Annotated in this window: 25 protein-coding genes, 2 tRNA genes and 1 pseudogene; 12 read left to right on the top strand and 16 right to left on the bottom strand. The window is 64.1% G+C overall.

The features are described from left to right. Positions 1 to 11: 11 nt before the first annotated feature. The 3 genes from LWC34_RS27855 (at position 12) to LWC34_RS27845 (ending at position 4,514) form a co-directional block, all read left to right on the top strand. Entirely contained in the window at positions 12 to 1,946 is a 1,935-nt protein-coding gene (locus LWC34_RS27855; protein WP_233728070.1) for a phospholipase A2, read from the top strand. A gap of 421 nt (positions 1,947 to 2,367) precedes the next feature. Continuing rightward, positions 2,368 to 3,891, top strand: coding sequence for an LCP family protein (locus LWC34_RS27850; RefSeq protein ID WP_233728069.1), 1,524 nt, complete (start codon positions 2,368 to 2,370; stop codon positions 3,889 to 3,891). A gap of 86 nt (positions 3,892 to 3,977) precedes the next feature. After that, positions 3,978 to 4,514 (top strand): helix-turn-helix transcriptional regulator, encoded by a 537-nt coding sequence (locus LWC34_RS27845; RefSeq protein ID WP_372496593.1) that lies wholly within the window; start codon positions 3,978 to 3,980, stop codon positions 4,512 to 4,514. Positions 4,515 to 4,602: 88 nt separating this feature from the next. Here LWC34_RS27845 and LWC34_RS27840 read toward each other — a convergent pair whose 3' ends face one another. Next, positions 4,603 to 6,072: a flavin-containing monooxygenase gene (locus LWC34_RS27840; protein ID WP_233728067.1), complete on the bottom strand. Its 1,470-nt coding sequence runs from the start codon at positions 6,070 to 6,072 to the stop codon at positions 4,603 to 4,605. Positions 6,073 to 6,152: 80 nt separating this feature from the next. Here LWC34_RS27840 and LWC34_RS27835 point away from each other — a divergent pair, with 80 nt between their 5' ends. Together LWC34_RS27835 and LWC34_RS27830 are read left to right on the top strand one after the other, a co-directional pair. Next, complete coding sequence (locus tag LWC34_RS27835) at positions 6,153 to 6,791, top strand: TetR/AcrR family transcriptional regulator (RefSeq protein WP_308200141.1); 639 nt, start codon at positions 6,153 to 6,155, stop codon at positions 6,789 to 6,791. A 126-nt stretch (positions 6,792 to 6,917) separates the two neighbouring features. Then, complete coding sequence (locus LWC34_RS27830; RefSeq protein ID WP_233728066.1) at positions 6,918 to 7,259, top strand: hypothetical protein; 342 nt, start codon at positions 6,918 to 6,920, stop codon at positions 7,257 to 7,259. An 11-nt stretch (positions 7,260 to 7,270) separates the two neighbouring features. On the opposite strand, the gene LWC34_RS27825 is transcribed toward LWC34_RS27830, so the two are convergent. Next, complete coding sequence (locus tag LWC34_RS27825; protein ID WP_033389208.1) at positions 7,271 to 7,492, bottom strand: DUF3618 domain-containing protein; 222 nt, start codon at positions 7,490 to 7,492, stop codon at positions 7,271 to 7,273. A gap of 120 nt (positions 7,493 to 7,612) precedes the next feature. Here LWC34_RS27825 and LWC34_RS27820 point away from each other — a divergent pair. Beyond that, a tRNA-Leu gene (locus LWC34_RS27820) sits at positions 7,613 to 7,689 on the top strand. A 64-nt stretch (positions 7,690 to 7,753) separates the two neighbouring features. Beyond that, complete coding sequence (locus LWC34_RS27815) at positions 7,754 to 8,206, top strand: hypothetical protein (RefSeq protein WP_233728065.1); 453 nt, start codon at positions 7,754 to 7,756, stop codon at positions 8,204 to 8,206. 39 nt (positions 8,207 to 8,245) lie between these two features. Here LWC34_RS27815 and LWC34_RS58895 read toward each other — a convergent pair. The 6 genes and pseudogenes from LWC34_RS58895 to LWC34_RS27780 form a co-directional block, all read right to left on the bottom strand. Continuing rightward, positions 8,246 to 9,328 (bottom strand): annotated as a pseudogene (locus LWC34_RS58895) (recombinase family protein); the annotation flags it as partial. A gap of 21 nt (positions 9,329 to 9,349) precedes the next feature. Beyond that, positions 9,350 to 9,793, bottom strand: coding sequence for a recombinase family protein (locus tag LWC34_RS27800; RefSeq protein ID WP_233728062.1), 444 nt, complete (start codon positions 9,791 to 9,793; stop codon positions 9,350 to 9,352). Positions 9,794 to 10,046: 253 nt separating this feature from the next. Continuing rightward, positions 10,047 to 10,367: a hypothetical protein gene (locus tag LWC34_RS27795; RefSeq protein WP_233728061.1), complete on the bottom strand. Its 321-nt coding sequence runs from the start codon at positions 10,365 to 10,367 to the stop codon at positions 10,047 to 10,049. A gap of 83 nt (positions 10,368 to 10,450) precedes the next feature. Continuing rightward, positions 10,451 to 11,425, bottom strand: coding sequence for a DNA-methyltransferase (locus tag LWC34_RS27790; protein ID WP_233728060.1), 975 nt, complete (start codon positions 11,423 to 11,425; stop codon positions 10,451 to 10,453). Next, positions 11,422 to 12,210, bottom strand: a complete 789-nt coding sequence (locus tag LWC34_RS27785) for a replication-relaxation family protein (protein WP_233728059.1) — start codon at positions 12,208 to 12,210, stop codon at positions 11,422 to 11,424. The genes LWC34_RS27790 and LWC34_RS27785 overlap by 4 nt, the downstream gene beginning before the upstream one ends. Positions 12,211 to 12,355: 145 nt before the next feature. Continuing rightward, positions 12,356 to 14,596, bottom strand: a complete 2,241-nt coding sequence (locus LWC34_RS27780) for a type IV secretory system conjugative DNA transfer family protein (RefSeq protein WP_233728058.1) — start codon at positions 14,594 to 14,596, stop codon at positions 12,356 to 12,358. 157 nt (positions 14,597 to 14,753) lie between these two features. On the opposite strand from LWC34_RS27780, the gene LWC34_RS27775 reads away from it, so the two are divergent. Then, positions 14,754 to 16,142: an IS1380 family transposase gene (locus LWC34_RS27775; protein WP_233724823.1), complete on the top strand. Its 1,389-nt coding sequence runs from the start codon at positions 14,754 to 14,756 to the stop codon at positions 16,140 to 16,142. Between the two features lie 124 nt (positions 16,143 to 16,266). Here LWC34_RS27775 and LWC34_RS27770 read toward each other — a convergent pair whose 3' ends face one another. The 7 genes from LWC34_RS27770 to LWC34_RS27740 all read right to left on the bottom strand — a co-directional run bounded on the left by LWC34_RS27770 (position 16,267) and on the right by LWC34_RS27740 (position 19,919). Beyond that, a complete protein-coding gene (locus LWC34_RS27770; protein ID WP_233728057.1) occupies positions 16,267 to 16,449 on the bottom strand; it encodes a hypothetical protein in 183 nt (60 codons plus the stop codon). Positions 16,450 to 17,172: 723 nt separating this feature from the next. After that, a complete protein-coding gene (locus LWC34_RS27765; protein WP_233728056.1) occupies positions 17,173 to 17,829 on the bottom strand; it encodes a hypothetical protein in 657 nt (218 codons plus the stop codon). Continuing rightward, positions 17,816 to 18,439 (bottom strand): hypothetical protein, encoded by a 624-nt coding sequence (locus tag LWC34_RS27760; RefSeq protein ID WP_233728055.1) that lies wholly within the window; start codon positions 18,437 to 18,439, stop codon positions 17,816 to 17,818. Before LWC34_RS27760 ends, LWC34_RS27765 begins: the two co-directional genes overlap by 14 nt. Positions 18,440 to 18,474: 35 nt before the next feature. Further along, positions 18,475 to 18,657: a hypothetical protein gene (locus tag LWC34_RS27755; RefSeq protein WP_233728054.1), complete on the bottom strand. Its 183-nt coding sequence runs from the start codon at positions 18,655 to 18,657 to the stop codon at positions 18,475 to 18,477. A gap of 412 nt (positions 18,658 to 19,069) precedes the next feature. Next, complete coding sequence (locus LWC34_RS27750) at positions 19,070 to 19,315, bottom strand: hypothetical protein (RefSeq protein WP_233728053.1); 246 nt, start codon at positions 19,313 to 19,315, stop codon at positions 19,070 to 19,072. Continuing rightward, positions 19,312 to 19,683, bottom strand: a complete 372-nt coding sequence (locus tag LWC34_RS27745) for a hypothetical protein (protein WP_233728052.1) — start codon at positions 19,681 to 19,683, stop codon at positions 19,312 to 19,314. The genes LWC34_RS27750 and LWC34_RS27745 overlap by 4 nt, the downstream gene beginning before the upstream one ends. A gap of 71 nt (positions 19,684 to 19,754) precedes the next feature. Beyond that, positions 19,755 to 19,919: a hypothetical protein gene (locus LWC34_RS27740; protein ID WP_233728051.1), complete on the bottom strand. Its 165-nt coding sequence runs from the start codon at positions 19,917 to 19,919 to the stop codon at positions 19,755 to 19,757. A 215-nt stretch (positions 19,920 to 20,134) separates the two neighbouring features. Here LWC34_RS27740 and LWC34_RS27735 point away from each other — a divergent pair, with 215 nt between their 5' ends. The 4 genes from LWC34_RS27735 (at position 20,135) to LWC34_RS27720 (ending at position 23,511) form a co-directional block, all read left to right on the top strand. Beyond that, entirely contained in the window at positions 20,135 to 21,172 is a 1,038-nt protein-coding gene (locus LWC34_RS27735; protein WP_233728050.1) for a hypothetical protein, read from the top strand. Positions 21,173 to 21,383: 211 nt separating this feature from the next. Continuing rightward, a complete protein-coding gene (locus tag LWC34_RS27730; protein ID WP_233722715.1) occupies positions 21,384 to 22,214 on the top strand; it encodes a transposase family protein in 831 nt (276 codons plus the stop codon). A gap of 69 nt (positions 22,215 to 22,283) precedes the next feature. Then, positions 22,284 to 22,357, top strand: a tRNA-Val gene (locus tag LWC34_RS27725). A gap of 335 nt (positions 22,358 to 22,692) precedes the next feature. Further along, positions 22,693 to 23,511 carry a hypothetical protein gene (locus LWC34_RS27720; protein ID WP_233728049.1) on the top strand — a complete coding sequence of 273 codons (819 nt, stop codon included), beginning with the start codon at positions 22,693 to 22,695 and terminating at the stop codon, positions 23,509 to 23,511. Here LWC34_RS27720 and LWC34_RS27715 read toward each other — a convergent pair. Continuing rightward, positions 23,490 to 24,686, bottom strand: a complete 1,197-nt coding sequence (locus LWC34_RS27715) for a JmjC domain-containing protein (protein ID WP_233728048.1) — start codon at positions 24,684 to 24,686, stop codon at positions 23,490 to 23,492. The genes LWC34_RS27720 and LWC34_RS27715 overlap by 22 nt on opposite strands. Between the last annotated feature and the right edge of the window lie 6 nt (positions 24,687 to 24,692).

Raw genomic sequence — 24,692 nt, 5'->3', positions numbered from 1 at the left:
ACTTTCGGTGTGTGCGCAGGTTGCTGGGGGTGTTGGCGGTCACGATCGCGGCATTGACATTCGGAATAGTCGCGTCACGTCCGGCTCCGCCGTCCGACGTGGTTGCGCCGGGCAGCGATTTCGAGGCCGCAGCCAACGCCATCGAAGCCTTGCTCGACCCCGCTTCCGGGGTCGACCCGATCGCTTTACTGCCCGCGGACTTCACCGCTGTGGAAAAAGTTGTACCCGGCCGGATGCGTGCGCCGGACGGAACAATGCGCGCAGTCCACGCCGACGGCGGATGTTCGACGCCACTGGGGGACGAGAACACTCGATGGGATTACAGCGTCGGATGCAAGGCGCACGATCTCGGCTACGACTTACTCCGGTACGCCGAGAAAAAAGGCCACCCGTTGCCTGCGGACCTGCGCCGCAGGCTCGACGATCAACTGTCGCGGGACATGCACAAGCAATGCGAGCTCAACCCGCAGAACTCGGCGGGACTGTGCGCAATGGTCGCCGACGTCTACACGGTCGGCCTGGTGGTCAACTCGTGGCACCAGCGGTGGGGACCGCCGCGGGCCGAGCCGATCTCGTCATGGGCGGTTGGCCTGATCGTGGTGATCTTCCTGTTCGCTGGACGCCCGCTGTGGAACCGACGTGCCAATACCAGCCCCTGCGCACCGAAAGCGCCACCCGTGGATTACATGTCGATGCTGCGGGTGCTGAGCATGGCCGGGATCGTGGTCGGCGAAACCGTCCTCGCGTTCACGCACGCGAGCGGCTTCTGGTTACTGCAGCTCGCGCCGTTGTTGTTCTTCGCGGGCGGGCACGCGAACGTGCTGGCGTGGCGGTCTTCCGCAGGTGACTACGGCGCGTACCTCGCGATCCGGATCCACGCGTTGCTTCGGCCGGTGTTCGCCTTTGTGTTGGCGTGGCTGCTCATTCCGCTGACCCTGGAACTGCTGGACGCGCCCGAAGGTGCGATCGCGTCGGTCGGTTCGCTTGTGCTCGAACCGCTTTGGGTGCTCGGCATTTTCCTGATCACGGTCGCTGCCTGTCCCGCGATGGAATGGCTCTACGAGCGATTCAGGGCTGTGGTTCCGGTGGCGTGCCTCGTCGGCTCCACGGTGGTCCACGTGGTCGGCTCGACCGACGCATACCTGTTGGTCAGCGGATTGTTGCTGGCTCTCGGATTCGGCCAGCTGGCGTTTCATTGGGAGGACGGGCCGCTGCGCCGGGTCCCCCGGCCGGTGCTGATCGGCGTGGCCGTCGCCGCTCTCGTCGGCTTCGTGTTTCTGCGTTACCTGCCGTTGCTCGGGATCGCCCAGGTCAGCCTGGCCTGCACGGTCCGCAACTTCGACTGGATCCCGGCAAGAGCCGTCGGCTTCCTGCGATCAAGGCCCATGACGGTCTACCTCGTGTACGTCGGGATCGTCCTGCTGTACGCCGGGTTGACCAGCTCTGTCGGCCTTGAGTGGTTCGCGCGGCCGCGCACCTGGCTGGCGGTCTCGATGATCACAGCCGCGACCCTTGTCGCGTTCTTCTGGTACGAGCGGCGCCCGCGCCCGGTGGCCGCTTTGGCGGGCCCGGTCAACGGCGTCCAGGCACTCGCGTGCGCCCTCGGCGTCGGCTACGCGACCTTGGGCGTCCTCGGATTCGCGGTCACCGGCGTGACCTGGCACGTGGGCGCGCCCGCCCTGGTCGGAATGGCACTGGACCCGCTGGCCAACCTGATCCACCTGATGCTTGGCGGATACCTGCTGCACGTGGTGCATACCGGCAAATCCGGCAAGACATGGCCGTGGCTACTCACCGCGGCCGCCTGCGTCCCGCCGATCCTGTCCACGTGGAGCCCGTTCGGCACGGTCGTACACGGCGCCACGGTGGTCGTCGCACTCACGATTGCGGGCCGGGTCACACTCCTCAGGCTCCGTACGAAAGCGACAGTCGCCAGCGCTAGGTAGCCTCGTATGGATGTGGCGCACAAAACGCGCCATCCGATGCTGTGGGAGCGATCGCAGGTCAGGACCGGGAAAGTGGCCGGGTGAACCGGTCGCGGCACGCCGTATCACGGTGTGGTCGACACCATGTCGATGACGGTGTGCCACCCTACCGACAACCAGATGCCCTCCCTGCGCGTCCGATAGGTAGTCGGGACAACGGGCACACCTGAGCTGACAGGAGAGGTAGTTGGAGTACGGGCCGCCGAGGTCGAGCGGCCGCGCAGGCGACCAGGGCCGAGGAGGACGTCCGGTACCGCCGCGTGGTCAGCAGGGTGCGCCACCGCGCCGTCGGATCCAACCGGCGCCGTCTAGTCGCGACCAACCCTCCCGTACGCCGCTGCGTGACAGAGGAGACGACCGGGACGCCCCAGCGCGCAGCCGCGTGGCTCCGCCGCGCGAGCGTTCACGGCCGCGGCCGGTCGTTGAGCCGCAGCGACCGAATCGGATCGGCGGCAAGGTCCTGATCGCCGTCGTCTCCTTGGTGATCCTCAGCGCCACCGGTTACGGCTACGGCAAATACAACGAGATCGTCGGTGGCTACACCACAGCGAACGTGATCGGCGAGGGCGGAGGCGGCCCGAAGCCCGCCGACGGCGCGACCGACATCCTGCTGGTCGGCCTGGACAGCCGGGTGGACGCGCAGGGCAACCCGCTGTCCAAGGAGCTGCTGGCCAAGCTGAACGGCGGCAAGGCCGACGGCGTGCTGAACACCGACACACTGATCCTGATGCGTATCCCAAACGACGGCAGCAAAGCGGTCGGCATCTCGATCCCGCGTGACTCGTACGTCGACATCCCCGGTGGATACGGCAAACACAAGATCAACTCGGCGTACGCGCGAGCCAAGAACGACGCCATGCGCGAGCTGCAGAAGAAGCCAGGCAAGAGCCAGCAGCAACTGGAGGTCGAGTCCAGCCAGGAGGGCGCGAAGACCCTCATCGACACCATCCAGAAGCTGACCGGCGCGAAGATCGACCACTACGCCGAGGTCAACCTGCTCGGCTTCTCCGAGATCACCGATGCGGTCGGCGGTGTGCCGGTCTGCCTGGTCAAGTCGGTCAACGACAGCTACTCAGGCGCCCGGTTCGCGGCCGGCGAGCAGGAAGTGTCCGGAGCTCAGGCGCTGCAGTTCGTGCGCCAGCGGCACGGCCTGCCCAACGGCGACCTCGACCGGATCGTGCGCCAGCAGGTCTTCATGAAGTCCATGGCAGGCAAGGTGCTCAGCGCGGGCACCCTGACCGATCAGAGCAAGCTGGACAAACTGCTCGCCGCGATCAAGAAGTCGATCGTGCTCGACCAGGGTTGGAACGTCGTCCAGTTCGCCAAACAGATGCAGGGCATGACCGGCGGGGCGCTGGACTTCAAGACCATCCCGACCGGCCGGATCGACCTCAAGACCCCCGACGACGGCGACGCGATCGAGATCAAGCCTGCCGAGGTCAAGACGTTCGTCCAGGGCCTGCTCGGTGGGCAGGCGCCGGCGTCCGGCGCACCGTCGGGTGGCGGCCAGCCAGCCGACACGGGCAACAAGGCGATCACCGTCGACGTGCGCAACGGCAACGGCAAGACTGGCCTCGCCGATCAGGTCTCGGAGACGCTCTCGGGCCAGGGCTTCACGGCAGGTGAAACGGCTCCCGCGACGGCAAGGACGAAGACCGTGGTCCGGTACGCGCGCGGCGAGAAGGTCAACGGCGACAAGGTCGCGGAGGCACTCGGCGGGAGCTACACAGCGGAGCAGGACGCGAACGTGCCCAAAGGCCACGTGGTCATCCTGCTCGGCAAGGACTACACCGCGACCAACCGCTTCTCCGCGCAGCCGATGCTGCAGCTCGACCCGCCCGCTGGCGGCGTCAAGCAGCAGCAACCGCCGCGGATCGGCTCGAACGGCGCGCCATGTGTGAACTAGCTGAATGAGATTCACTCTTTGGGAGTAACCGTGAAAGAAAAAACTACTTCCGCGTAAGAGTGCGTCTACTGGCGAGTTCCTCCAGTGTGTTGTTCGACGTGGCTGTCTACCAACGGGTGCTCGGGGACGAGATCCGCAGACTGCGTAAGAAGCGCGGCCTGACTCGCAAGCAGCTCAACCGCCGCTTGCAGAGTGAAATCTCGCTGCAGACGTTGGCCACCTACGAGCTGGGCACCCGGCAGTGCTCGATGGTCCGGTTCGTGGAGATCTGCCTGGCGCTGGACGAGCTGCCCCACGAGTTGATCGCGCGCGTGCACGAGCGGGTGTTCACCGACTCGCCACGCGGCCGGGTCCGGATCGACCTGCGCGAGGTCGTCCGCGACGACCATCCAGAACTGCTGCCGCTGCGGCGCTGGGCTCGCGACCGGCTGGACCACCATCCGGCCGGTCACACCGTCGGCGCCGCCGAGGTCCAACTCGACTTCGCCGCGCTTGAGCGGATGGCCGAACTGTGCGGCGTCGACACGGTCGACCTGATCGGCCTGCTGCGCCGGATCGGTGGCACGCCAAGCGAGCCACCCGTCTATCACCAGAACAACGGCGATTTCGACAGTGATGACTAACCGCGGCGACGACTAACCGCGGCGACGATTGAACGCGGCAGGCCGCGGGACCTCCCTGGCGTCCCGCGGCCTGCCGCGTCGGCGAGAACTACCTGATGAGCTCGAAGTCGGCTGGATCGACCTTGCGGGTCTCCAGCCAGTAGCGCCATGTGAAGCCCGGCCACACCGTCCGGTTCACACCGGCCGCGTCCATGTACCAGCTCTTGCATCCGCCCTGCGTCCACACGCCTTTGCTGAGCTTGTGCTGGACCTGCTCGTTGAAGCTGTCCTGAACCTCCGGCCGGACGTTCAACGCTTGCGCTTCATTGCGTTCGACCAGGCCGATCGCGTCGGCCACGTACCGGATCTGCGACTCGATCATGAAGACGACCGAGTTGTGGCCCAGCCCGGTGTTCGGCCCCAGCAGGAAGAACAGGTTCGGGAAGCCCGAGACGGTGATGCCCTTGTGGGTCTGCATCCCGCGCTGCTGCCACTCCTTGGCCAGGTTCTTGTCCTCAAGGCCGATCACGTCCAGTTCGTCGAACGCGTCGGTCACATGGAACCCGGTCCCAAAGATGATCGCGTCGACTTGGTGTTCGGTGCCGTCGGCCGCGATCACGCTGTGCTCGCGCACGTGCGTCACGCCCTCGGTCACCACGTGGACGTTCTGCCGAGCCAGCGCCGGGTAATAGTCGTTGGACACGAGGACGCGTTTGCACCCCATCGTGTAATCCGGGGTCAGTTTGCGGCGCAGCGCCGAGTCCTTGATCTGCCTGGCCATGTGCCTGCGTGCGATCCACTCGCCCGCCTTCATCACGCCAGGACGGCCGTTGAACCCGATCGCCCTGGCCTCGAGCATCCAGTAGATGGCGTCGCGGTACAGCCGCTGGGCGCCCGGCAGCAGGCGGAACAACCGCTTGGTCCACTCCGGCATCGCGTGGTCCGGTTTCGGCATGATCCACGGCGGCGTGCGCTGGAAGACCGTCAACTCGGCCACCTGTGGCGCGATCTGCGGGACGAACTGGATCGAGCTCGCGCCCGTGCCGATCACCGCGACCCGCTTGCCGCGCAGGTCGTAGTCGTGGTCCCAGTCGGCCGAGTGGAACGTCCTGCCCTTGAAGTCCGGAAGTCCCAGCAACTCCGGGATCAGCGGGATATGCAGCGCGCCCATACCCGACACGACGTACTTCGCGACGTACTCGTCTCCGTTGCGCGCCAACAGATGCCACCGGCCCGCGTCGGCGTCCCACCGGGCACTGACCATTTCCACACCGAAGCGGATGTGGTCGCGTACGCCGTATTTTTCGGTCACGCGACGCAGGTAGTCCCAGATCTCGGGCTGCGGCGAGAACGAGCGGGTCCAGTCCGGATTCTGCTCGAACGAGAAGGAGTACATGTGCGACTGGACGTCGCAGGCGCACCCTGGATAGGTGTTGTCCCGCCAGGTGCCGCCGACGTCCTGCGCCTTCTCCAGCACGACGAAGTCGCTCCGGCCTGCCTTGCGCAGCTGGATGGCCATCCCCAGTCCGGAGAAGCCGGTACCGACGACAATCACGCCAGTCTCGTATCGCTCGCCCATGTGAGAAGACCTCCAAGCCTGCGGGCCACCGATGTTACCGATAGTAGGTTACTTCTAGTAGGGAACGGTAGACTGAAATCGTGACGAGTGCGGAGACCAAGACCGAACGCCGGCGCCGGATGCCACGAGCAGACCGGGAGCGGCAGATGATGACGATCGCCGAAGCGGTCTTCTCCGAACGCGGGTACGCGGCGACGTCGATGGACGAGATCGCCGACCGCGTCGGCGTGTCCAAGCCGATGATCTACGAGTACTTCGGGTCCAAAGAAGGCCTGCTCGTGGCCTGTATCCGGCAGGTGCGTACCGAGTTGCGCGAACGGACCGCCCAGTCGGTCATCGGCGCCAGCTCACCCGAGGAGGCCCTCCGCAAAGGCCTGCAGACGTTCTTCCGGTTCACCGACGACCACCGCAGGTCGTGGGAGCTGCTGCTGCGCACCGAGACAGCCGTGGTCGGCCCGGCGGCCGTGGCTGAAATGGAGACAGCCCGCCAAGAACAGATCCAGCTGCACATGGCGTTGTTCTCGGCGTACATGCCTGACACGGACCAGCGGTCACTCGAAGCAGCCGCCGAAATCCTCGTCGGCGCGTGCGAACGACTGTCCGTCTGGTACGTGCGGCATGACGATGTGACACCCGAAGAAGCCGCCGAACACATCATGCGGATGACGTGGTTCGGCCTTAAAGGCGAGCTGGAGCAACCAGACGACCACCGTCAGTAGCAAATCGGAACGACCAGTAACACTCTGGATCGATCACCCGTGACTGAACTGTCGGGATAGGCTCGTAAGACGTCTAATGGTGACGAGCAAGCTCGACGAATGAGCCGCGGCGAGAGGGGCCGGCCCATGATGGAACCGATCGAAGCGAACTACGTGCCAGACGGGGACGACTGGACCATCACGATCGTCGGCAGAGGAAAAACCCTCACCGCCACCGCACCCGGACTGATCGCGGCACGAGACCGAGCGGACCAGCTCGTCGAAGAACTCGCTGGCGATGAGAAAACCCGCACGGTCGTGCACCGGCTGGACGGCGACGCGTTGGAATTCACGACGGCCTACCTACACGCACGGCTAGCCAAACCGGCCGAGCCCGTCGCGGAGAAACCCGCCGAGGACAAGCCAGCGGAGAAAAAGGCCGCCGAACCCGCCGGGGACGAGCCGGCGCAAGCCGCCACCAGCTCGTAACCCCGGATGGCTCAGCGGAAGAGCCTCCGCACGACGATCACCGCGACCAGCACACCAACACCGATCAGCGCGGCCTTCACCCGAGGATCGTCGAACTTCGACTTCACGCTCGACGTGGCGTCATCGACCAGCTTCTTCGGGTCGGCCTTCTCACTGAGCTGGTCGAGCGTAGACGCCAGCGCATCACGAGCCTGCTCGATGTCGCGCTGGATGGTGTCAGGGTCGCGGGCCACAAGTCCTCCAAAGCTGCCTGGCTCTCGGGCGCTCCACGGTAGATCACCCGGCGCACAAGCGCGGCCCCGGGATGAAGGCGAGCCACGGACCACTAGGCTATGACCCCAGAAGTCGCATAAGGGGCCGTAGCCCAATTGGCAGAGGCACACGGTTTAGGTCCGTGCAAGTGGGGGTTCAAGTCCCCCCGGCCCTACCAGAGCACTCATTCTCGAACCCCGGCCAGCAAGATCAAGGCCGGGGTTCGATGTCTCAGCAGCCATGTGGTCCTGGAAGTCCCTGGTCAGCAGGGTGGCCCATGGCTCCTTCAGCACAGCGCCAGCGACGGTAGCTTCGTCATCTTCAACATTGATGCGGACCTGCTCCAGGAAGAACCGGTTGCACAGTCGTCGGACCTGAGGGCCGCCAAGCCGGTAGAGCTCGTCGCAGCGGCCGACGAGGGCGAGCGCCATGTTCAGCGTGTTCTCAATGCGGGCGAAGACCATGGTGGCGGTGGCGAGGATGCGCTCCGCTTGGCCACGCTCGGTCCTGATGCGCTCCTGCTCCTCCCGGGCCAAGTCCTCGGGGATAGCGCCGGTTACAACGCCCCGCGCCAGTCGGCGGCGCTCCTGCTCCAGCTCTCCGACGCGCTTACGGGCGTAGTCAAGCTCGGGCTTGGCTCCGCGCTCCTGGCGGTCCAGCTCAGCACGCAGGTCCTCCCGGATGGCTGCTTGTAGGTCTTCGGGGATGCGCACCGTGACGTAGTAGCGTTCGACGGCTCGTTCGACAGCTTCAGCTGGCAGGTACGGCAGGTCGCAGGTCGTCCGGCGCTGCTGACGACCGATACAGAAGAAATACATATATCGACCTTTAGCCTGCGTGATGCACAGGCGACTGCCACAGCGATCGCAGACGACGGTTGACTTGAGATAATGACGATGGACGCGTTGCTTCTCGCCGGTCTGGTCGTGCATGCGAAGAACCTCCTGGACACGGTTGAACAGAGCCTCCGGAATGAGGGGCTGGTGACGGCCGTCATACTCCACGCCTTTGAACGTAACTTTGCCGATGTAGTAACGCTTATTCAGAATGCGCGCGACATGGGACGGTTGCAGCGGGCCGGGCTGTTTGTCGCCTTTCGGCAACGCCCGAAGCCCTTTGGCTGCCAGCTCGGCTGTGAGACCGCGGATACTCCACTCGCCCGTGGCATAGGCCTCGAAAGCCCATTGCACGAATGGTGCTCGATCTGGGTCAAGCTCAACTAATCGGACTTCGCGGCCGTCAATGGTCCGCCGAACATTAAGGTACCCAACGGGAGCGCGGCCAGGCGTGCCACCAACCTTGGCCTTTTGGGCCATTCCCTTCACGACTTCGGTTGCCAGGTTCCGGCTGTAGAACTCCGCGATCCCCGCCATGATCGCGTGCAGCAGTTGCCCAGCTGGCGTCTCGTCGATGTTTTCTTTCACGGAGACCAATTGCGTGCCAACAGAACGCAGCTCAAACAACGTGTTGGCGTCGTCGCGACGGTTGCGCGCAAAGCGATCGACCTTATCGAGGATGACGTAGTCGATGTCGCCGCGCCGTTTGACAAAGGCGAGCATGCGCTGGAACTCGCGACGGTCAGCGGTCTTGGCACTCTCGCCCTTGTCGATGAACACCGTCACCACCTGAGCGCCCAAGGCCTCAGCCTTGCGGCGGCAGGCTTCTTCCTGAGCCGGTAAGGAGTAGCCGTCCGGGTCATTGTCCTTCTTGGCCTGCTTGGCCGTGGAGACGCGCAGGTAGATGACCGCTAGCTTGATCGGCGACGCAGTGTTCGCAGCTGCGTCACGAACATGGGCGTTGGTCTTCGATACATTCATGTGAGCCCTCCTTTCTTTACCTCATGAGTTGTCGTTAGATCGCCGGTGTTGTTGCTCGCCAATCCGCCGCATGCGTCGCCCCGTCAGCCCGTTGTGCTCATGGCTCACATGCGGGAGTGACGCGATTTCGAGTTCGGCCCCAGAGTCTTGGACGTCCCAGATGGCGTAGGTGTATTCGAGCATCGTGCGGGCCACACTCTGCTGGTCGTAGGCGATCACCCATTGCACGTCACGGCGCAGTTTTAAATCACTGAGCAGCTCCTTGAGCCGGGGCCGCTGGTCGAGCCCGCCGCTCCTGCCATAGTCGACGTACTCGCAGACAACCTCCAGCCCGAGTTCGCTTGCGCGATGTTCGCAAGCTTGGCGCTGCATGTTGATTTCCGTGTCCGTCTTACCTGGCTCCGACCTGCGCGCGACCCGCAGGTAGAGGACCGCCTTGCCTGGCGAGCGAGGTGCTTCGGCCACTCTTCACCTCCACGTCCAACGAAGTTTTGAAGGCCGCATGTAGGAGCTTGCGCATTACCACTTTCACGCAATACTCGCGTTCAACCAAAAGGGTCACACAATGCGGTTTTCTACGGTCCATTCTATTCCCTTTTTCAAATGCATCAACATATCCGCCATGCGGAATTTCGATTTCAAATCGAACGGAAATCGCCTATAGCGTGGTTGAGGCGGAAGGGAAAAGCGCAGAGCGCGCCTTTCCCTTCCGAGCGAGCTACGTCGTCGGCTCGCTCTTTCGCCGGGTAGCCGGTTTGGTCGACTCGGTGTCGGATGCCGCGATCTGCGATCCGAACAGGGCCTCCAGTGCGCCCCGCCGCAGCGCTGCTTCGCGTTGGACTTCTTCCAGGGCGCGGGCCGCTCGCGCCGCCATGTCGCCTTCGCTGCGCTTACGCTCGATGTACTGCTCGACCGCTTCACGGATAGCCTCGACAAGCGGTTGCCCGTCAAGGGACGCGATGAGCGTCAACTGGGCGTGGACGGTGTCGGACAACTTCACGCCGAGCGTCTTCCCGCCACTGTTTTTCGGTTCGGTCACCGGTGTTCCTCCTCGGTGCTGGTGCGGCTGCCCATTCCGCGCTGGAATGTGTGAAGCAGCCGCACGACACCGACGAGGACAGCTCAGGCGGCTAGGTCAAAGTCGGCACTGGTGGCCGGAAGTCGCCCGGTGAGGCCCAGTCGTTCCTCAGCCAGGCGCACAAAGTCCGGGTTCAGCTCGATGCCCAACCAGTCGCGACCGAGTTCACGCGCCACGAGGCCGGTGGTCCCGGCACCGAAGAAAGGATCAAGGACGAGGCCGCGGCGGGCGGGCGCGTGGCAGTCACAGGGCAGCGTGCCGGTGCTGACCTTCTGCCCCGCGCCGCACTGCGTACAGACCACCGCCGGACAGGTGGCGAGCATGGGGCGACGGACGAGTTCGGGTGGGAACGTGGCGAAGTGCGCGCCGCGAAAGCCTTTGGTGGGGATGGCCCAGACGTCGCCGGGGTTCTTTCCGTGGGGATTGCGCGGGAGCCCTTTGCTTAACCCACCGCGCGAAGCCGCCAGTGGTCCGGCCCAGTCCGGCCGGCGGGCGGGCGGCTCGGTGCGGCGGGTGGCGGGCTGCTGCGCGCGGTATGGCTCCCGGATGGCGTCAAGATCGAAGAAGTAGGTGCGTTGGCGCACGAGGAAGTAGACCAGCTCGTAGGTCAACGTCAGACGATCGTCCACCGAGGATGGCATGGGGTTGGTTTTGGCCCAAATGACTTTGTTGCGGACGAGCCAGCCGTCTTGCGCCAGGGCCAGGATGAGCCGCTCGGGAGCCAGCATCAGGCTCTTGGTCGGTGCGCCATAGCGCGTATGGCGCGAGAAGCTATCGCCAAGGTTCAGCCACAGGCCGCCGGTCGGCGTGAGCACGCGGGCCACCTCACGCAGCACGGGCCGCAAGTTCGCCACCCATCCGGCCACGGTCGGCTCCAGACCAAGCTGGCCAGGGGCCTGGTAGTTCCTGACCTGGAAGTAGGGAGGGCTGGTGACGACGCAATCCACGCTGGCTGTCGGGAGTTCGGCCAGCCGGGTTCGAGCGTCACCCAGCAAGATGGTGTTCCGGGGTGCGCTCATTGGTGCGCCCCTTGGGCTATCCGGGCCACGGCGTCCTCAGCCAGGGCCACCGTAAACAAGGGCCAGACGTCGACCGGTAGCCGCCCGAACACCTCAATGAGGGCGTCATACCGCCGCTGGTCAGGTACCAGCCACAGCACGCGCGGGAAGACCTCAAAGCGGGCTTGCTCGGCCCCGGTTTGCCAGTAACGCCGGTACAACTCGCATTTGCGCTGCACCACGGACACGGCTTCAGTAGCCCGGTCCACCTCAATCAGCCAGCGGTCCTCGAAGCGGCCTTGCTGCGTCACGACCGCGCAATCCGGTTTCAGAACCTGACGTCCGCCGCCGGGGCCGGAAAAGTGACGCCAGCAAGCTGGTTCGGCCGTGAAGCTCACGAGCGTAAGCTCACCGTGCCGATGGGCGACAGCCAGGTCTGTAAACAGCTCGCTTACCGCCAAGCTGTGGTCCAGTAAGCGGCCACCGGGGTCGTCCGGCCGCCGGAATGTTTGGCCCGGCTCCAGCAGGCGGCTGCCAGCCAGATCAAGTTGGTAGACGTATCCGGCCGAACCTGCGCGGAAGCCGCCGACCATACGCGGTAGCCGCGCAATGAGTCCGCGTTGCACCATGCTCGCCAGGTGCTGCCGGGCGCGCCGGGGTGTCACATCCGGATAGTGGGCGCGGGTCAGTTGACGGCCAGACGCCAGCCGCAGCTGCCGCAGGGTCATGAGCACCGTCCAGTCGCGACCGGTGAGCGTGACGCGTAGGGCCCCAAGACGCTTGGAGGTGACGTAGGTGCGACTCATGACGTGCACCTCAAGAAGAGACAACTTTTCATCGCAGGATTTAGGCGGCAAAGGGATGCTGACCTGAGCGAACCCCAGAGCGCTCGCCACGCGAAGGGAACAGCGACCGGAACCGCGGCTTGCCAGCGGGATGCAAGAGCGCGAGTCATGAGCGCACCTCCCGGCGACCCAGGCCACCACCGGGCGCTCGGCCTTCGTGTCGCGCCCGGATCGCGGCTTCGACGTCGGCGCGGTCGCGACCGTAGCGCTCACGTGATCGCTGATGGGCTTCCTCGGCCAATCCGGTGACCGGAGGCGGCAGCAACGTCCGACCAGTCACCGGCGGCGCGATCCGCGCTCCGGCTGACAGCGTGGCCACGATCTCGTACGCGCCCAGACCTTGCAGGTCCTCAGCGGACAAGTACGGTGCCAGTTCACGGGCCAGGCTGTGGGCGTCTCCCGCCGAGGTCTGGAAGATCACGCGGCTGCGGGCGTTGGCCAGCACGGCTTTTTGCAGCGACGTCGGGAGTTGGTCCAGGTTTTGGTGAGCTAAGGCCAGTCCGAGGCCCAGCCCGCGCGCTTGGGCGAGGATGTCAGCCACGCTCATGGGCAGCTTCAGGTAGTCCTGGAACTCGTCAATGAAGCCGAACGTTGTGGGGCGCTTGTCTTGCGGCATCATCGAACGCCGCTGCACGGCCTGCCAGACACGGGCAACGACGAGCGAGCCGATGAGGGCGGCGGCTTCCTCACCGAGCACGCCTTTCGCCAGCGGCACGAGCAAAATCTTGTTGCGATTCAGAGCCCAGTCGAGGTTCAGGCGGGGATGGGCTTGGCCCAGCACGTTGCGCAGTCGCCGCCGGAGCAGGAAGGCCCGCAGCTTGTTCATCACCGGGCCAATGGCTTGCGCGCGTTCCCCATCGCTCCACGCTTCGTACGCCGCCCAAAAGGGACCAAGTGCAATGGGATCATCGAGGCGACCGACCAGCCGACGGCGGAAGCTCGCATCGGTGAGTAGGAGCGGAATTTCGGCCAGCGTCATGCCGGGTGCGCCCACCAGGGTCAGTACGGCTGAGCGCAGGATGTCGTCGGTGCGTTGCCCCCAGCTGGCTTGGTAAAGGTTGTGCAGCGTGCCCACGACTTGCTCAGTCACCAGCTCCCGGTCACCCTCGGAAGCGGCAAGCAGGTTCAGACCGACCGGCCGTTCTTCGTCGGCGGGGTCCAGGATGCAGACGTCGTCGAGGCGGTGGGCTGGGACCCGGTCGAGGACGTCAGACACTAAGTCTCCCTTGGGGTCGAGCACCACCACACCACGGCCCGCCGCCATGTCCTGGGTGATCAGGCCAAGGAGCAACGTGGACTTGCCCGAGCCCGTTGGTCCTATGACATGTAAATGACGGCGTGAGTCCTCAACAGACAACCCAAGCGGGCGTTCAGCCCCAGGGAACGTGGCCTCGCCGATGATCCGCCCACGGCTGGGGATGTCGGCGGCCGGAGCCAACAGCCGGGTGCCGCCCAACTGCAAGCCGGGGAGGGCGACCGTGCCGAGCGGGAATGCCACCAGTCCGGCGAGTTCGGCTGCGTTTAAGGTGCACGGCCAGGTCAGGAGCGGCAAGCGCCGCTCGATGAGAGCGCCCCCAACGTGCTCGCTCGACCGGTCGAGGCGATGCAGGTGCACGCCGGGCGCGTTGGCCGTGTGAAACGCCGCCAACGCGCGCAGCAGGAGGGACCGGGCACGCATCGGCGGCGCAGCGACCCCGATGCGCAGGGTGGCCGCAAACAACGGCCTGGCTTGCTTGGCATGAGCGGCCTTGACCGCCTGCTTGTCGGGCTTATGGCTAGGGCCAGCTTGGCCGCTGAATACTTGCCAGAGGCCGGCAGGGGGCGGCTGGTGGCTGGCCGACACCGGCCCCAAGGGCGACAGGGCGCACTGGACCACCAACTGTTCCCCGGCCATCAAGGGCTGCAGGCTGGCCAGAATGGCGCTGCTGACCGCCCCTGCCCGGTCAGTGGCCAAGCTGCGATTGTGGTCGTTGAGGCCAAGTTCGGCCGCCAGCACCGGCCGTGCCAGGTGGTAGTTCGCGTCCTCGCGTGCCGTCACACTCGGCAGAGCCGCCCGAAGCGCCGATAGCACGACCTGCGCGAGCGAACGCGGCACCACCAGGTGATGGTTGATCCCGGCGGGCGTGGCGTTCACTTCCAGCACGACTGCCCGCGTGGCGACCGGCCGCTCCCAGTGCGACGCCACCACACCCGACAGGCCGCTGATGAAGGCGACGACCGCGCTCGGATCGAGGCCGCGGGGGAATTTCAGCACGTAGGCCACGAGTTCGGCTTGCCATGTCCGCCGACTACCAGCCCGCAGCCACAGAATGCCGGCAGCGGGTGTGAACCCCGCCAGCAGCAGCAAGAACAGCAGCTCAATCCCCCTCATGGTCGACCTCCTTAGCCTGCGTCTTTCGCGCGAAATAGTGCGACACGGGCTATAGATGCACGGAAGTGCCGTCCTGCAAGGGAAACTGTTGTTTGCGATGACAGCAGATCCCAAGCAGAAGGGCACTCCGTAGGTGAAGCGTAGCAAGCGGTCGAGGCGGGTCAAGGTCAGTGCTGATGGGCGTGGTGTGGTGTCGCATGCCGGGGTGGGGATGTTGCGGGAGTTGGCCCAGGACACCGGCCTGGTCGCGGGGGTGAACGAGGCGTTGGTCGACACGTATGCCGGTCCGTGGATGCATGCACCAGGACAGGTGTTCGCCGACATGGCCGTGGCCATCGCCGATGGCGGCGACTGTGTCTCGCACATCGAGGTCTTCGGTGACCAGCATGCGGTGTGCGGGCCGGTGGCCAGCATGCCGACCGCCTGGCGGATGCTGGACCGGATCGACGAAGCGCATCTGCCGGGGATACTCGCCGCGCGGGCGGCGGCCCGAGAACGGGCGTGGGCCGCGGGTGCCGGCCCGGACCTGACCGGGCTGCTGCGGATCGATTTCGACGCCACGGTCACGATTTCCCATGCTGAGGACAAGGAGAACGCGGCCAAAACCTGGAAACGGACGTTTGGTTTTCACCCGTTGTTGGCGTTTCTGGACCGCCCAGAGGTCTCGGGAGGCGAAGCACTGGCGGGCCTGCTGCGGGCGGGTAACGCCGGGTCGAACACGGCAGCAGACCACATCGCGGTGCTGGAGCGGGCGTTGGCGTCGTTACCCGCCCATGCCCGGCCACGTCCGGGTGATCCGGACTCGGTGCGGGTGGTAGCCCGCTCGGACTCCGCCGGTGCCACCCTCGCGTTCGCGCAGGCGTGCCGGGAGCGGGGAGTGTGGTTCTCCTTCGGGTTCCCGGTGGATGCCCGCATCCAGGTCGTGGTCGATCAGATTCCCGACCAGGCATGGGAATCGGCCATCGACCGTGCGGGCGGGATCCGGGATGGTGCCTGGGTCGCCGACATCACCGGAATGCTCGACCTGTCGAGTTGGCCTGCCGGATCGAAGGTCATCGTGCGTGCTGAACGTCCCCATCCCGGCGCCCAGTTGAGGTTCACCGATGTGGACGGGCATCGGATCACCGCGTTCATCACCGACATCCCCGACCGGGTCATCCCCGGTCAGACCGCCGGTCTGGAACTGCACCACCGCCAGCACGCCCGGGTGGAAGACCGCATCCGCCAAGCCAAGGCCACCGGCCTGCGCAACCTGCCCTGTCGTGGGTTCGCGGAGAACACCGCCTGGCTGGAGACGTTACTGGCGGCCACTGATCTGGTGTGTTGGGCGAAAATCCTGGGTTTCACCGGCACACCCGTGCTGGCGCGCGCCGAGATCGCTACGTTCCGGAACTTGGTGCTGCACGTGGGCGCCCGAATCACTCGTGGTGCCCGGCAAGTCCGGATCCGCATCGATGAAACCTGTGCCTATGCCCACGCGATCGCCCAGGGCTGGTTGAAGATCCGCGCCGCCTTCACCTGATCCGCACCCCTGTCCCTACGATCGGCAAGAACCGGAGCGGCCGACACAAGCAGGTCGGCGGGCTAGCCACGCTCACAGTCGGAAACACTCACGGCAAGATCGACAAAACCACAAGCAAGATCAACTAAATACTGCGCGAAAGGCCGAGGTTAGGCGTGACGTCATCGGTAGCAGCCTCAAACTTCGGCTTCTGTTGTTGGTCTTCGGCGGCTTGGAGCTCCCGGACATAGGTAATGAGCGCCTGCACGTACAGGCCCACGACTGGTTCCTTTTTCTTAATGGCGGTAATGCGAATGCGTCGGCCCATACGGACGACCTCCTCTCATCTCGTTACGTTGAGGCGTTGAACCTCGGAAAATTGGCAACGTCGAAGACGCGTCCGAGTTATCGGATCAGAGCTGCATAAGCAGCTGGCTCGTCTTATAGAGACCTCATGGACTCTCAAGGCCGCATCGAATACACCGCAAGGCACGCGAGCCCACAGTAGTTCGTTGTAGCTTGTTGTCGGTGTCGTGGGAGAAGGTGCGATGGGTGACCGTTGGGCCAGGGAGGGATGCGACCCAACCGTCACCATCGCCCACCTACTATGAATCGCATGCGCTAGGCATTCATTAGGCGAAACACAGCTGCATTCAGATCAAAAACCATTCATTAAATGATAGTGAGCGGGACATTTAATAACCTGTATAGCGCGGCCTGTCAAAGTTGACAAGCCCGTCAAATGGCCAGTTTCGGATACATTCGGTATTGCAAAAAGTCGCAAGCGACGGCAGCGAACCGCCTCGATGGCCGCGACAGTCTTGCGGGCCTCAGAAACAAGCCCCTCCGCAACGCGCCAAAGCTGCGAAACCACAACCCTAAGTTTACAAAAGGGCTTTGCCAAAGCCTTTGCGTACTATACTTTTTAAAGGCAATAGGCAGATTGCCGATAAAAAGTTGGAAAATCTGTAAAATCAACCATTTCTTACTTTCGTCATGGCCGGAGTCGAGTCCGATATGGAAGAGCAAAACAGTCATGCCATCGCCGCGGCTATGCGTCCTGGGCGACGACATGGCGGACTTCCCGCAGAACCTGTCCCGCTGTTGCGTTGGAGACTTGTAGCGCCGTCCGCAAGCGGTCCCTGGTGATCGGACGGCCGTGTTGCAGGCGGTGTTCCACGTCCAGCTGCCGGGCTCGCTCAACAAGCGCGTGCGCCGGAGCGTCCTTCGTGTCCGGGACCGTCCTGGCTGGCTGAGGCTTCATCCCGTGCAAGGCGGCCAGAAGTCGGGGACCGACCTCGCTCCAGCCGAGCAGCAAGAGCGGCGCTATGGCATAGAACGCCGCTTGTCCATACGCCCCAAGGAGAATCGGGTGAGCGACATTCATGGCGAGCGTCGCCACACTGCTGAACATGAGGAGCAGACGCGGCCCCAGCAGGCGGGTCTCGACACCGTTCGCTCTCAGGTACTGCATGGCGACGAGCAACGCCACCACCGTCAGGTCAACCGCCGGGGCGACGAGCGGCGCGATCGCCAGCGGCACACCCAGCTGTACGCCGATGGCGACGCCGTTGCCGAAGCCGAAGGCGAAGACCAGTCCGGCGATCGTGAACGTGACGAACGTGATGGCTCGCCGCACGTTCTTCGCGGCCGGACCGGTGAGCGTCGCCGCAGCCGGCTGAGGCGGTGTCTGATCAGCGGGCGGCACCGCGGAACGTCACGTTGGTCAGCTCAGAGAACGCGGCGGGCAGCAGGCAGAGCTTCTGCGGCGGCGGGAAGCCCTGCTGGTTGCCGTAGATCAATGCCGCCTGCTGCCCACGGGTCTCAGTGGTCAGGGCGCGCCTGGCCAGCGGTGAGTACAAGTAACTGTGCGCCAGCCAGGCCGCTTCCTCGCCGTCGGGACCAAAATCGCTGCCGGTCGCCGCGTGACCGAAGGCGTCGTGAACAGCCCGGAACATGTCGTTCTCATGGTCGGCGAGGTACGGGTGCGGGTTGCCGCAGGCGGCCGTCATGTAAATCCGCAGCCTGCGCCGCTCGCGCAGCTCATCCAGCATGGTGGCGGCCTTCGCGTGCGGGTCGCGCCATGAGAGGACGACCGCCACGCCCAGCCCGCCGCGCCAGGTGGGGCGGGTCAGGAGCTGGAACTGGCGCACCGTTTCGCGGATGAAGGCCTTGTACACGGGGATAGCGCTTGGTTCGAAGACCGGCGCGGCCTCGTAGGCCTCGGCGATCTGGCGCCCCCGGTCCGGACAGGCCACGACCATCGTGAAGTCGATAGCCGGGAGGGGACGCCCCACCGAGTGTGCATAGTCGGTCATGCCCTGGTGCATGAACGCGACGTGCGGGAGCGCCGTCACCGGCGACCGGGGTTGGCCGGCTGCCCGGTGAGCACCGGCTGGGTGAGTCGCGCATCCACCGGGTACACACCGGACTCCTCGGCTTCGCGCCACATCCGGTGGAGGTCGATCTCCAGCCGCTGGTAGAAGTCTTTGCGGTCCTGGCGAGCAATGTGTTCGATCTTGCGGTCCAGCTTCATGCGACTTGTTTTGGGCATAGTCTCCTGTCGTGAGAGTGCGGGAAAGGGTTGGTAGTAGCGGAATTCACTAGCTGCGGCGGCCGGAGCCTCACCGAATTGGCCCCGATGAATGAGGGCGGTCAGGACGGCCAGAGGTGGTCGGGTGGATAGATGTGTCGGGGCGGTGATCTACCGCCAACGACGTTGGAGCCACAAGGCCACACGAAGCCCCAGTCCGACAAGAAGAATTAGCCACACTCCTGCGGGCATCGTGCCAAGTGCCGGACCGAGCACCGGCAGCGCAACCCCCAGCCCGAAGAGCAACACCACCCCCCGGCTCCATGCGGTCAGACCCGGTCGTCCGGGTCGTTCGCGGGTGAAGTTGGTCATGCGGTGATGGAGCTTGAACAAGAACTTAATCGGGTCATGTGAGCTACCCATGCGGCTGCCCGCCCTTCTGGCCCAGTTCCCGGTCGACTTCTTGCCGGGCACGAGCCCACAGGGCCTGCACATGCCAGTCAGCGAAGGACGTGAACTCGTGGGTTAGTGCGGCGACGTCCGCCTCGACCTGATCCAACCGCTTTTCGACGCGGTTGAGGTCGTAGTGGTACGACCCGAGCACACCAACGAGCCCGACAGTAAGCAGAACTAAGCCGATGGCAACAATCGTGGGTGTCACCAGTGTCCTCGCCTTACCGGCCGCGTCACATAGTCCTCAATGAAGAGGCCAGCGGCCCGCGAGAACGCCACCATGTTGCGTTCTGCCAGACCCAGCGCCAAAAGTGAACGGCCCCGCTCGGCCGCGTCCTGAATCTGGTCGTCCAGCTCATAGAGGCACTGATTGGCTACTTCCGCAATGCGAGCACCGTGGACGATGTTCGCCATCCCCTGGTAGTAGCGGTCCAGCGCCTCGTACTGACTGACACGGCTAGGTGCCTCCGGGATTACGAGACTGCGGCGTAGGTGAGTCGACATCAAACCGCCTGACGTATCGCCGCTTGCCAGATGACTTTGGTCATTGACGGCGCGATTCCATGCTTGTGCCATTCAACGCTCCTCTATGAATAGTTATGGCGCTACCTCTGTTGAGGTAGCGCCACTGTTTGGTCTCTTAGCGATCAAGTCCATCCGTTTCGGCGTACCTCTTCGTTGATTCGTCGCTGCATGTCGGCTTGGCGACGCTCTCGCTGTTGCTGGGCGAGCGTGAGCATGCCGTTGCCGGTAAGCACGCCCAGCAAAAACACGAACAGCCCGACAAGCAGAGTGACTTCGACAGAACCCAATCAGTCAACCTCCTCTACGAGAAGAGGATCATCACCCCAAGGTTGGTAAACTTCGTATCTGACCTCATAGGCTCCAAGGAACCCATGAGGTCAACGATAGGGAGCAGTGAGATCAAAACCTATGATCATTTAGGGGACGGCTTCAGGTTCTAGCGGCGTACTTAGAACGATCAGGGAGCGGTCAGGGACACTACGAGGGATGGAGCGTACGCCTGATGGACGATGTACGTACGAAGTACGACGAACTCCTAAGCGAGCTGCGCCGAGGGCCCGGTTGCACCACTCAGAGGCTGGGTGAGGAAAGGTACGCTGACATAGTTCGCGCGCTCCGCTTCCGTCTTTCCCGTATCGGTAAGTCGACTGGACTAGACGAATGCCAGGAGGAACTGCAGTCCATGGCGGCCGGGTTGGATGATCGAAAGACGCGAGAAGCATTCTTGGTTGGATTTCGATTCGACCCTCGCTACATCGCGGATACAGTGCACGAACGCCGCGCAGCGTATCTCCGCGATATAGAATCGTCCAGTGACCCCGAAATTAAGAAGCTTCGTGCCGATATTCGAATCTTGGAACGTCGCGAGAATCGCGCTATTCAAGTTGTGGCCCGCTGGCTTGCCGAAGGCGGTAAACATATTGCCTACGCAAAGCCCGGACTGGTAAACGATGAGCATCTTCCCGAGCTTCATCGGTTTAGGAACTCAAGCGTCTTTTTCTATTCAGAAACAGGCTCCGTTATTGAGGCTAACCATGTTACCTGGGTACGCGCGCTTGTACACAACGCCAACCCTCAAATAGGGATTCACTACCAAAACTTCGCCGACGACCGCAGAGGGGTAGTGACAATCCGGCCGCGATACGGCTGCAAGCTCATTGCCCTGAAAGAGGCGGCAAGCGGTGCCGTCGAAGCCGTGCTTGAATTATTTACCCGGTTGAGCCCGGAAGATGGGGAGTATTGCTATGCGTGGGATGCAAGGCTTCAAAGTACCGCCCGAGCCCGAGGGTTTGCGCGCTGGCAAGTAGTAGCTCCGTTTGCGACACGGGCGGACTTTCATCTTATATTCCATGAAAAATGCACCCCTAAACGGGCGTGGTGGTTTAATACCTCGAACGACGCGAGCGCACAGATCGAACCGGACCAATCAGAAGGGCGTCATCTTCAGCTCTTACATGGCGGTACGTATGTCTATAAGGTGTTTGTCGCTGAAGAGTTCATGCCACCCGCCCATCTGGGCATTGGTTACGCTTGGGAATAACTGACCATAAGACTATAATTTATGTGGCGGTTGCAATTCGTTGTACATTGAGGTAATCTCACCAAGATTCTGGTTCGTTTGTTGAGCCGCGAAGCTGCTCGGACGAGCGCTGGTCGATGTGCTGGGGAGTGGTGAGACCCGGGGAAAGATGGGCGGGGAGCCCTTGGTAGAACTGGATTGCGAAGATCAAGTCCGGACCAGAAGGCTCCCCGTGATTGCGTATCGTGCCATGCTCGATGTCCCGCGTGAACTGGCCCTCTACCTCAGCCGGCTGCTGCACGCCGAACGCCGCCGACGCGGCACCCGCAAGAACAGCAGGGCGTTGACCTGCTTTCGCCACGCGGTGCTGGGCCTGCGCTGGTTCCGGCAGAACACCGACGTCCCCGCCCTGGCTCGCGATCACGGCATCTCCCGCGCCACCGGCTACCGCTACTTGGATGAGGTCGTCATCGTGCTCGCCGAGCAGGCGCCGGACCTGCATGAGGCCCTGCAGCGGGCCAAGGATGAGGGCACGGCCTACGTGATCCTCGATGGAAAGGTCTTCTCCGCCGATCGCTGTAGCGAGAAAACGTTGAGCGTGAAAGGCGAGCCGATCGACCTGTGGTACTCCGGCAAAGCCCGCGAGCACGGCGGCAACATCCAAGCGCTGTGCGCGCCGGACGGTTTTCCGTGGTGGGTCTCGGATGTCGAGCCCGGTTCACTCCATGACTTGACCGTGGCGCGCGAGCATGTGCTGGGTGCGCTGTACTGGGCCGCCTCGCACCTTGATCTGCCGACGCTGGCCGATGGCGGCTACGACGGTGCCGGCATCGGCGTGCACACCCCGGTCAAACAGCCTGCCGATGGCCAGGTCCTCGACGTGGACACCCGCACACGCAACGCTCTGCTGCGTGGCCTGCGGTGTCTGGGCGAACGTGGTTTCGCCCTGCTCACCGGACGCTGGCGCAGCCTGCGGCATCTCACCGCCAGCCCCAGCAAGATCGGCGACATCGTCAAAGCCGCCCTTGTCCTCACGCATTTCGAACACGGCAAGATCGCGTGAAAGTCGCTGAGATCACCTCATTGGCACACAAGCGCTTGTGCATCTTCGCTGAACGATCATTCCCTCTCACGCGGGGTGGAGCAGGTCGGTAGCTCGCCGGGCTTACTTCCCGGAGGTCGCAGGTTCAAATCCTGTCCCCGCTACGACATCCATTAATGCATGGCATGAAAGTGCTGTGCCGATTTGAGGGGAGGTGTTGCCGAGTAGGCGGAGGTGAAGGACCACCTTGCTAGTCGGACCCCTGACCCGGCTGTAGCCGGACAAGATCCGACAACAGCAGCGCACAAGCGCCCGGTATTCACGGCGCAAAACTCGCGCAGCGCTAATGAGAGTTCCCGGTAGGGGATTCGCTCGTTCAGCACAAACGCCCGGCCCTCTTCTGGGGGCTGGGCGTCATTACGTTTAGAGGTCAGTTTCACCTCCCTCGCCATTTGATGATTCAACCTCCCAACGGCGCTCCACTACGATAAAATGAACCATGCAACTGGATCTGCGAAAATATGACGCCGCTGCCGAAATCGACCGGGTCACCCAAGCCCTCGACGTCAAGCTCGACCGTGATACCCAGATACGCAAGCGCCGTTCAGTCGGCTTCCGCACCGATCGGAATACCTGGGTGCGCATTGAGCACCAAACCTTGGCGCAATTCGCGCGGCGCGGCAATGATGGCGTGCAGGCCGCCATGGTCCTCGACGGCGTCACCAAACCGGCTTGGTATCAGGCGTTGTCGTGGATTGACCCGGAGCACGGCCGGGTTTGGCGCGCCGACGAAACCGAATATGTTACCTCTTCCCATGTCATTCCCTACGGCTACCTCCGCCAAGCACCTGCCGTGTCGGCTACCTGGTGGGACGAGTTGGTTGCCTCGCTGGACGCGCTTGCTCGTCACACCACCAGCCGCGTCGCCGTCCGCCAGGCAAGGATCACCGAAGCCATTGCCACTGTCTTCCCCGAGGTAGACATCACCGTCACTGAATGGACCACCGCTCACGGTGACTTCTACTGGCAGAACCTCACCGCGCCCGACTTCTACATCTTGGATTGGGAGGATTGGGGTACGGCCCCGCGCGGCTGGGATGCGGCATCGCTGTGGCACAACTCTTTGCTTGTGCCCGAGCTGGCCGAGCACATCGCCACCGTCCGCCGGGCCGACTTGGATACCCATTCCGGCTTGCTCTGCCAACTGATGCGCTGCGCGGAAGTCCTGGCGGCCCCGCCTGGTTATGCCGACGAGTTCGTTGAGCCGTCACGACTTCACGCGCAGCGCCTCGTCAGTCAGCTGACGAGCCCGGCGTAACCGGCCAGCAATTCCGGGGTGGCCTCGGCACAGATGCCAGCGCGCACCAGCGCTGAGGCCACCGGCCGCACCTCCAGGCCGGTTTTGGCTTCCACCTCGTCGAGCCGCATGGGGTGGCCGGAGGTCAAGAGCTCGACGGCGGGCCAGAGGTTCGTCGGGGCGGTCACGCGATTGGCCGCTGCCACCACCGCCGTCATGCCGTCGCCATGCTCGATCTGCGGCGGGAACTCGGTCACGCACACCACCGCCTCCGGCTCCCCGAACACCCCGTGCGTGCGGATGTGCCGCCCCGCCGGGAGTCCAGCCGCTCGGGCCGACAGGAATTCCGTCGGCGTGCGGGTGGCCGCTAGCTGCGCCGCCATCGCCGCCAGGCGGTCTTCGTGGCGCAACCAGCCGTCCCGGTCGTCCGGGTCGAGGTCGTGGCGGAATAGTTCATTGGCGCGGGCTTCGTCGGACAACCACGTCATCCAGTCCGCGCCCGTGCGCCGGTGCAGGCCGAAGCTGGCGTGCAGGCTGTATCCGGCCCCGCGGTCGGTCCGGCCGGCCCGGTGCCACCAGCCGCGCGGGACGTACAGCGCTTCGCCCGCTTCGAGCCCGCCCGCCCAGTGAGTGTCGTCGCTCGGCTCGAAGTTGGGGGCGGCGTCGCGAAACAGCGGCGCGACGCGTGACGGCCCCCGCACCTCCCAGGATTTGTCGCCCGCGAGCTGCACCACGATCACATCGTGGTCATCCCAATGCAGCTCGAAGCCGTCAGCCGGCCCGGTGGTCAGATACAGATTGACCTGCACCGTGTGGCCGGTCCACCACTGAAGGGCTCGACAGGCCACCTCAAGGGTCGGGTCGTACAGGTTGACCTGGTCGAGCACGATGGTGCAGCCACTCTCCAGCAGCGCCCCGAGCCGGTCCATGTCGGCAATTGGGACGGCGTAGCCCCGGCGGCTCGTGCCCATCTTGATGTAGCGCTGTGGGTGCAGGTCCTGGCCGTCGACCAGACACCGGAAGCGGTGGTGCGCCAGGCTCCGCCGCATGATGAGGTCAAGCAGGCGTTGCGGGGTAAGCAGACGGGGGCCGAGGGTGGTGTTCCCCAACGACCCACGGGCAAACGGACTTCCGGCGGCCGGGGGCCGCTCCCAGTCAAAGGCCTGCCGAAGGTGGTGGATCAACCGGTGATCCATGAAGGT

Origin of the sequence: Kibdelosporangium philippinense, from assembly GCF_021390435.2 — a bacterium.
Lineage (GTDB): Bacteria > Actinomycetota > Actinomycetes > Mycobacteriales > Pseudonocardiaceae > Kibdelosporangium > Kibdelosporangium philippinense.
Note: the sequence above shows the minus strand (reverse complement) of the source record. Positions and strands in the feature narration are given on the sequence as shown.

Coding starts and splice junctions, on each gene's coding strand:
- LWC34_RS27840 (WP_233728067.1), bottom strand. CDS start 6,072: ATGGGCGAGCGATACGAGACTGGCGTGATTGTCGTCGGTACCGGCTTC.
- LWC34_RS27830 (WP_233728066.1), top strand. CDS start 6,918: ATGATGGAACCGATCGAAGCGAACTACGTGCCAGACGGGGACGACTGG.
- LWC34_RS27790 (WP_233728060.1), bottom strand. CDS start 11,425: ATGAGCGCACCCCGGAACACCATCTTGCTGGGTGACGCTCGAACCCGG.
- LWC34_RS27785 (WP_233728059.1), bottom strand. CDS start 12,210: ATGAGTCGCACCTACGTCACCTCCAAGCGTCTTGGGGCCCTACGCGTC.
- LWC34_RS27770 (WP_233728057.1), bottom strand. CDS start 16,449: ATGGGCCGACGCATTCGCATTACCGCCATTAAGAAAAAGGAACCAGTC.
- LWC34_RS27760 (WP_233728055.1), bottom strand. CDS start 18,439: ATGACCGACTATGCACACTCGGTGGGGCGTCCCCTCCCGGCTATCGAC.
- LWC34_RS27755 (WP_233728054.1), bottom strand. CDS start 18,657: ATGAAGCTGGACCGCAAGATCGAACACATTGCTCGCCAGGACCGCAAA.
- LWC34_RS27745 (WP_233728052.1), bottom strand. CDS start 19,683: ATGGCACAAGCATGGAATCGCGCCGTCAATGACCAAAGTCATCTGGCA.
- LWC34_RS27735 (WP_233728050.1), top strand. CDS start 20,135: ATGGACGATGTACGTACGAAGTACGACGAACTCCTAAGCGAGCTGCGC.
- LWC34_RS27720 (WP_233728049.1), top strand. CDS start 22,693: ATGCAACTGGATCTGCGAAAATATGACGCCGCTGCCGAAATCGACCGG.
- LWC34_RS27715 (WP_233728048.1), bottom strand. CDS start 24,686: ATGGATCACCGGTTGATCCACCACCTTCGGCAGGCCTTTGACTGGGAG.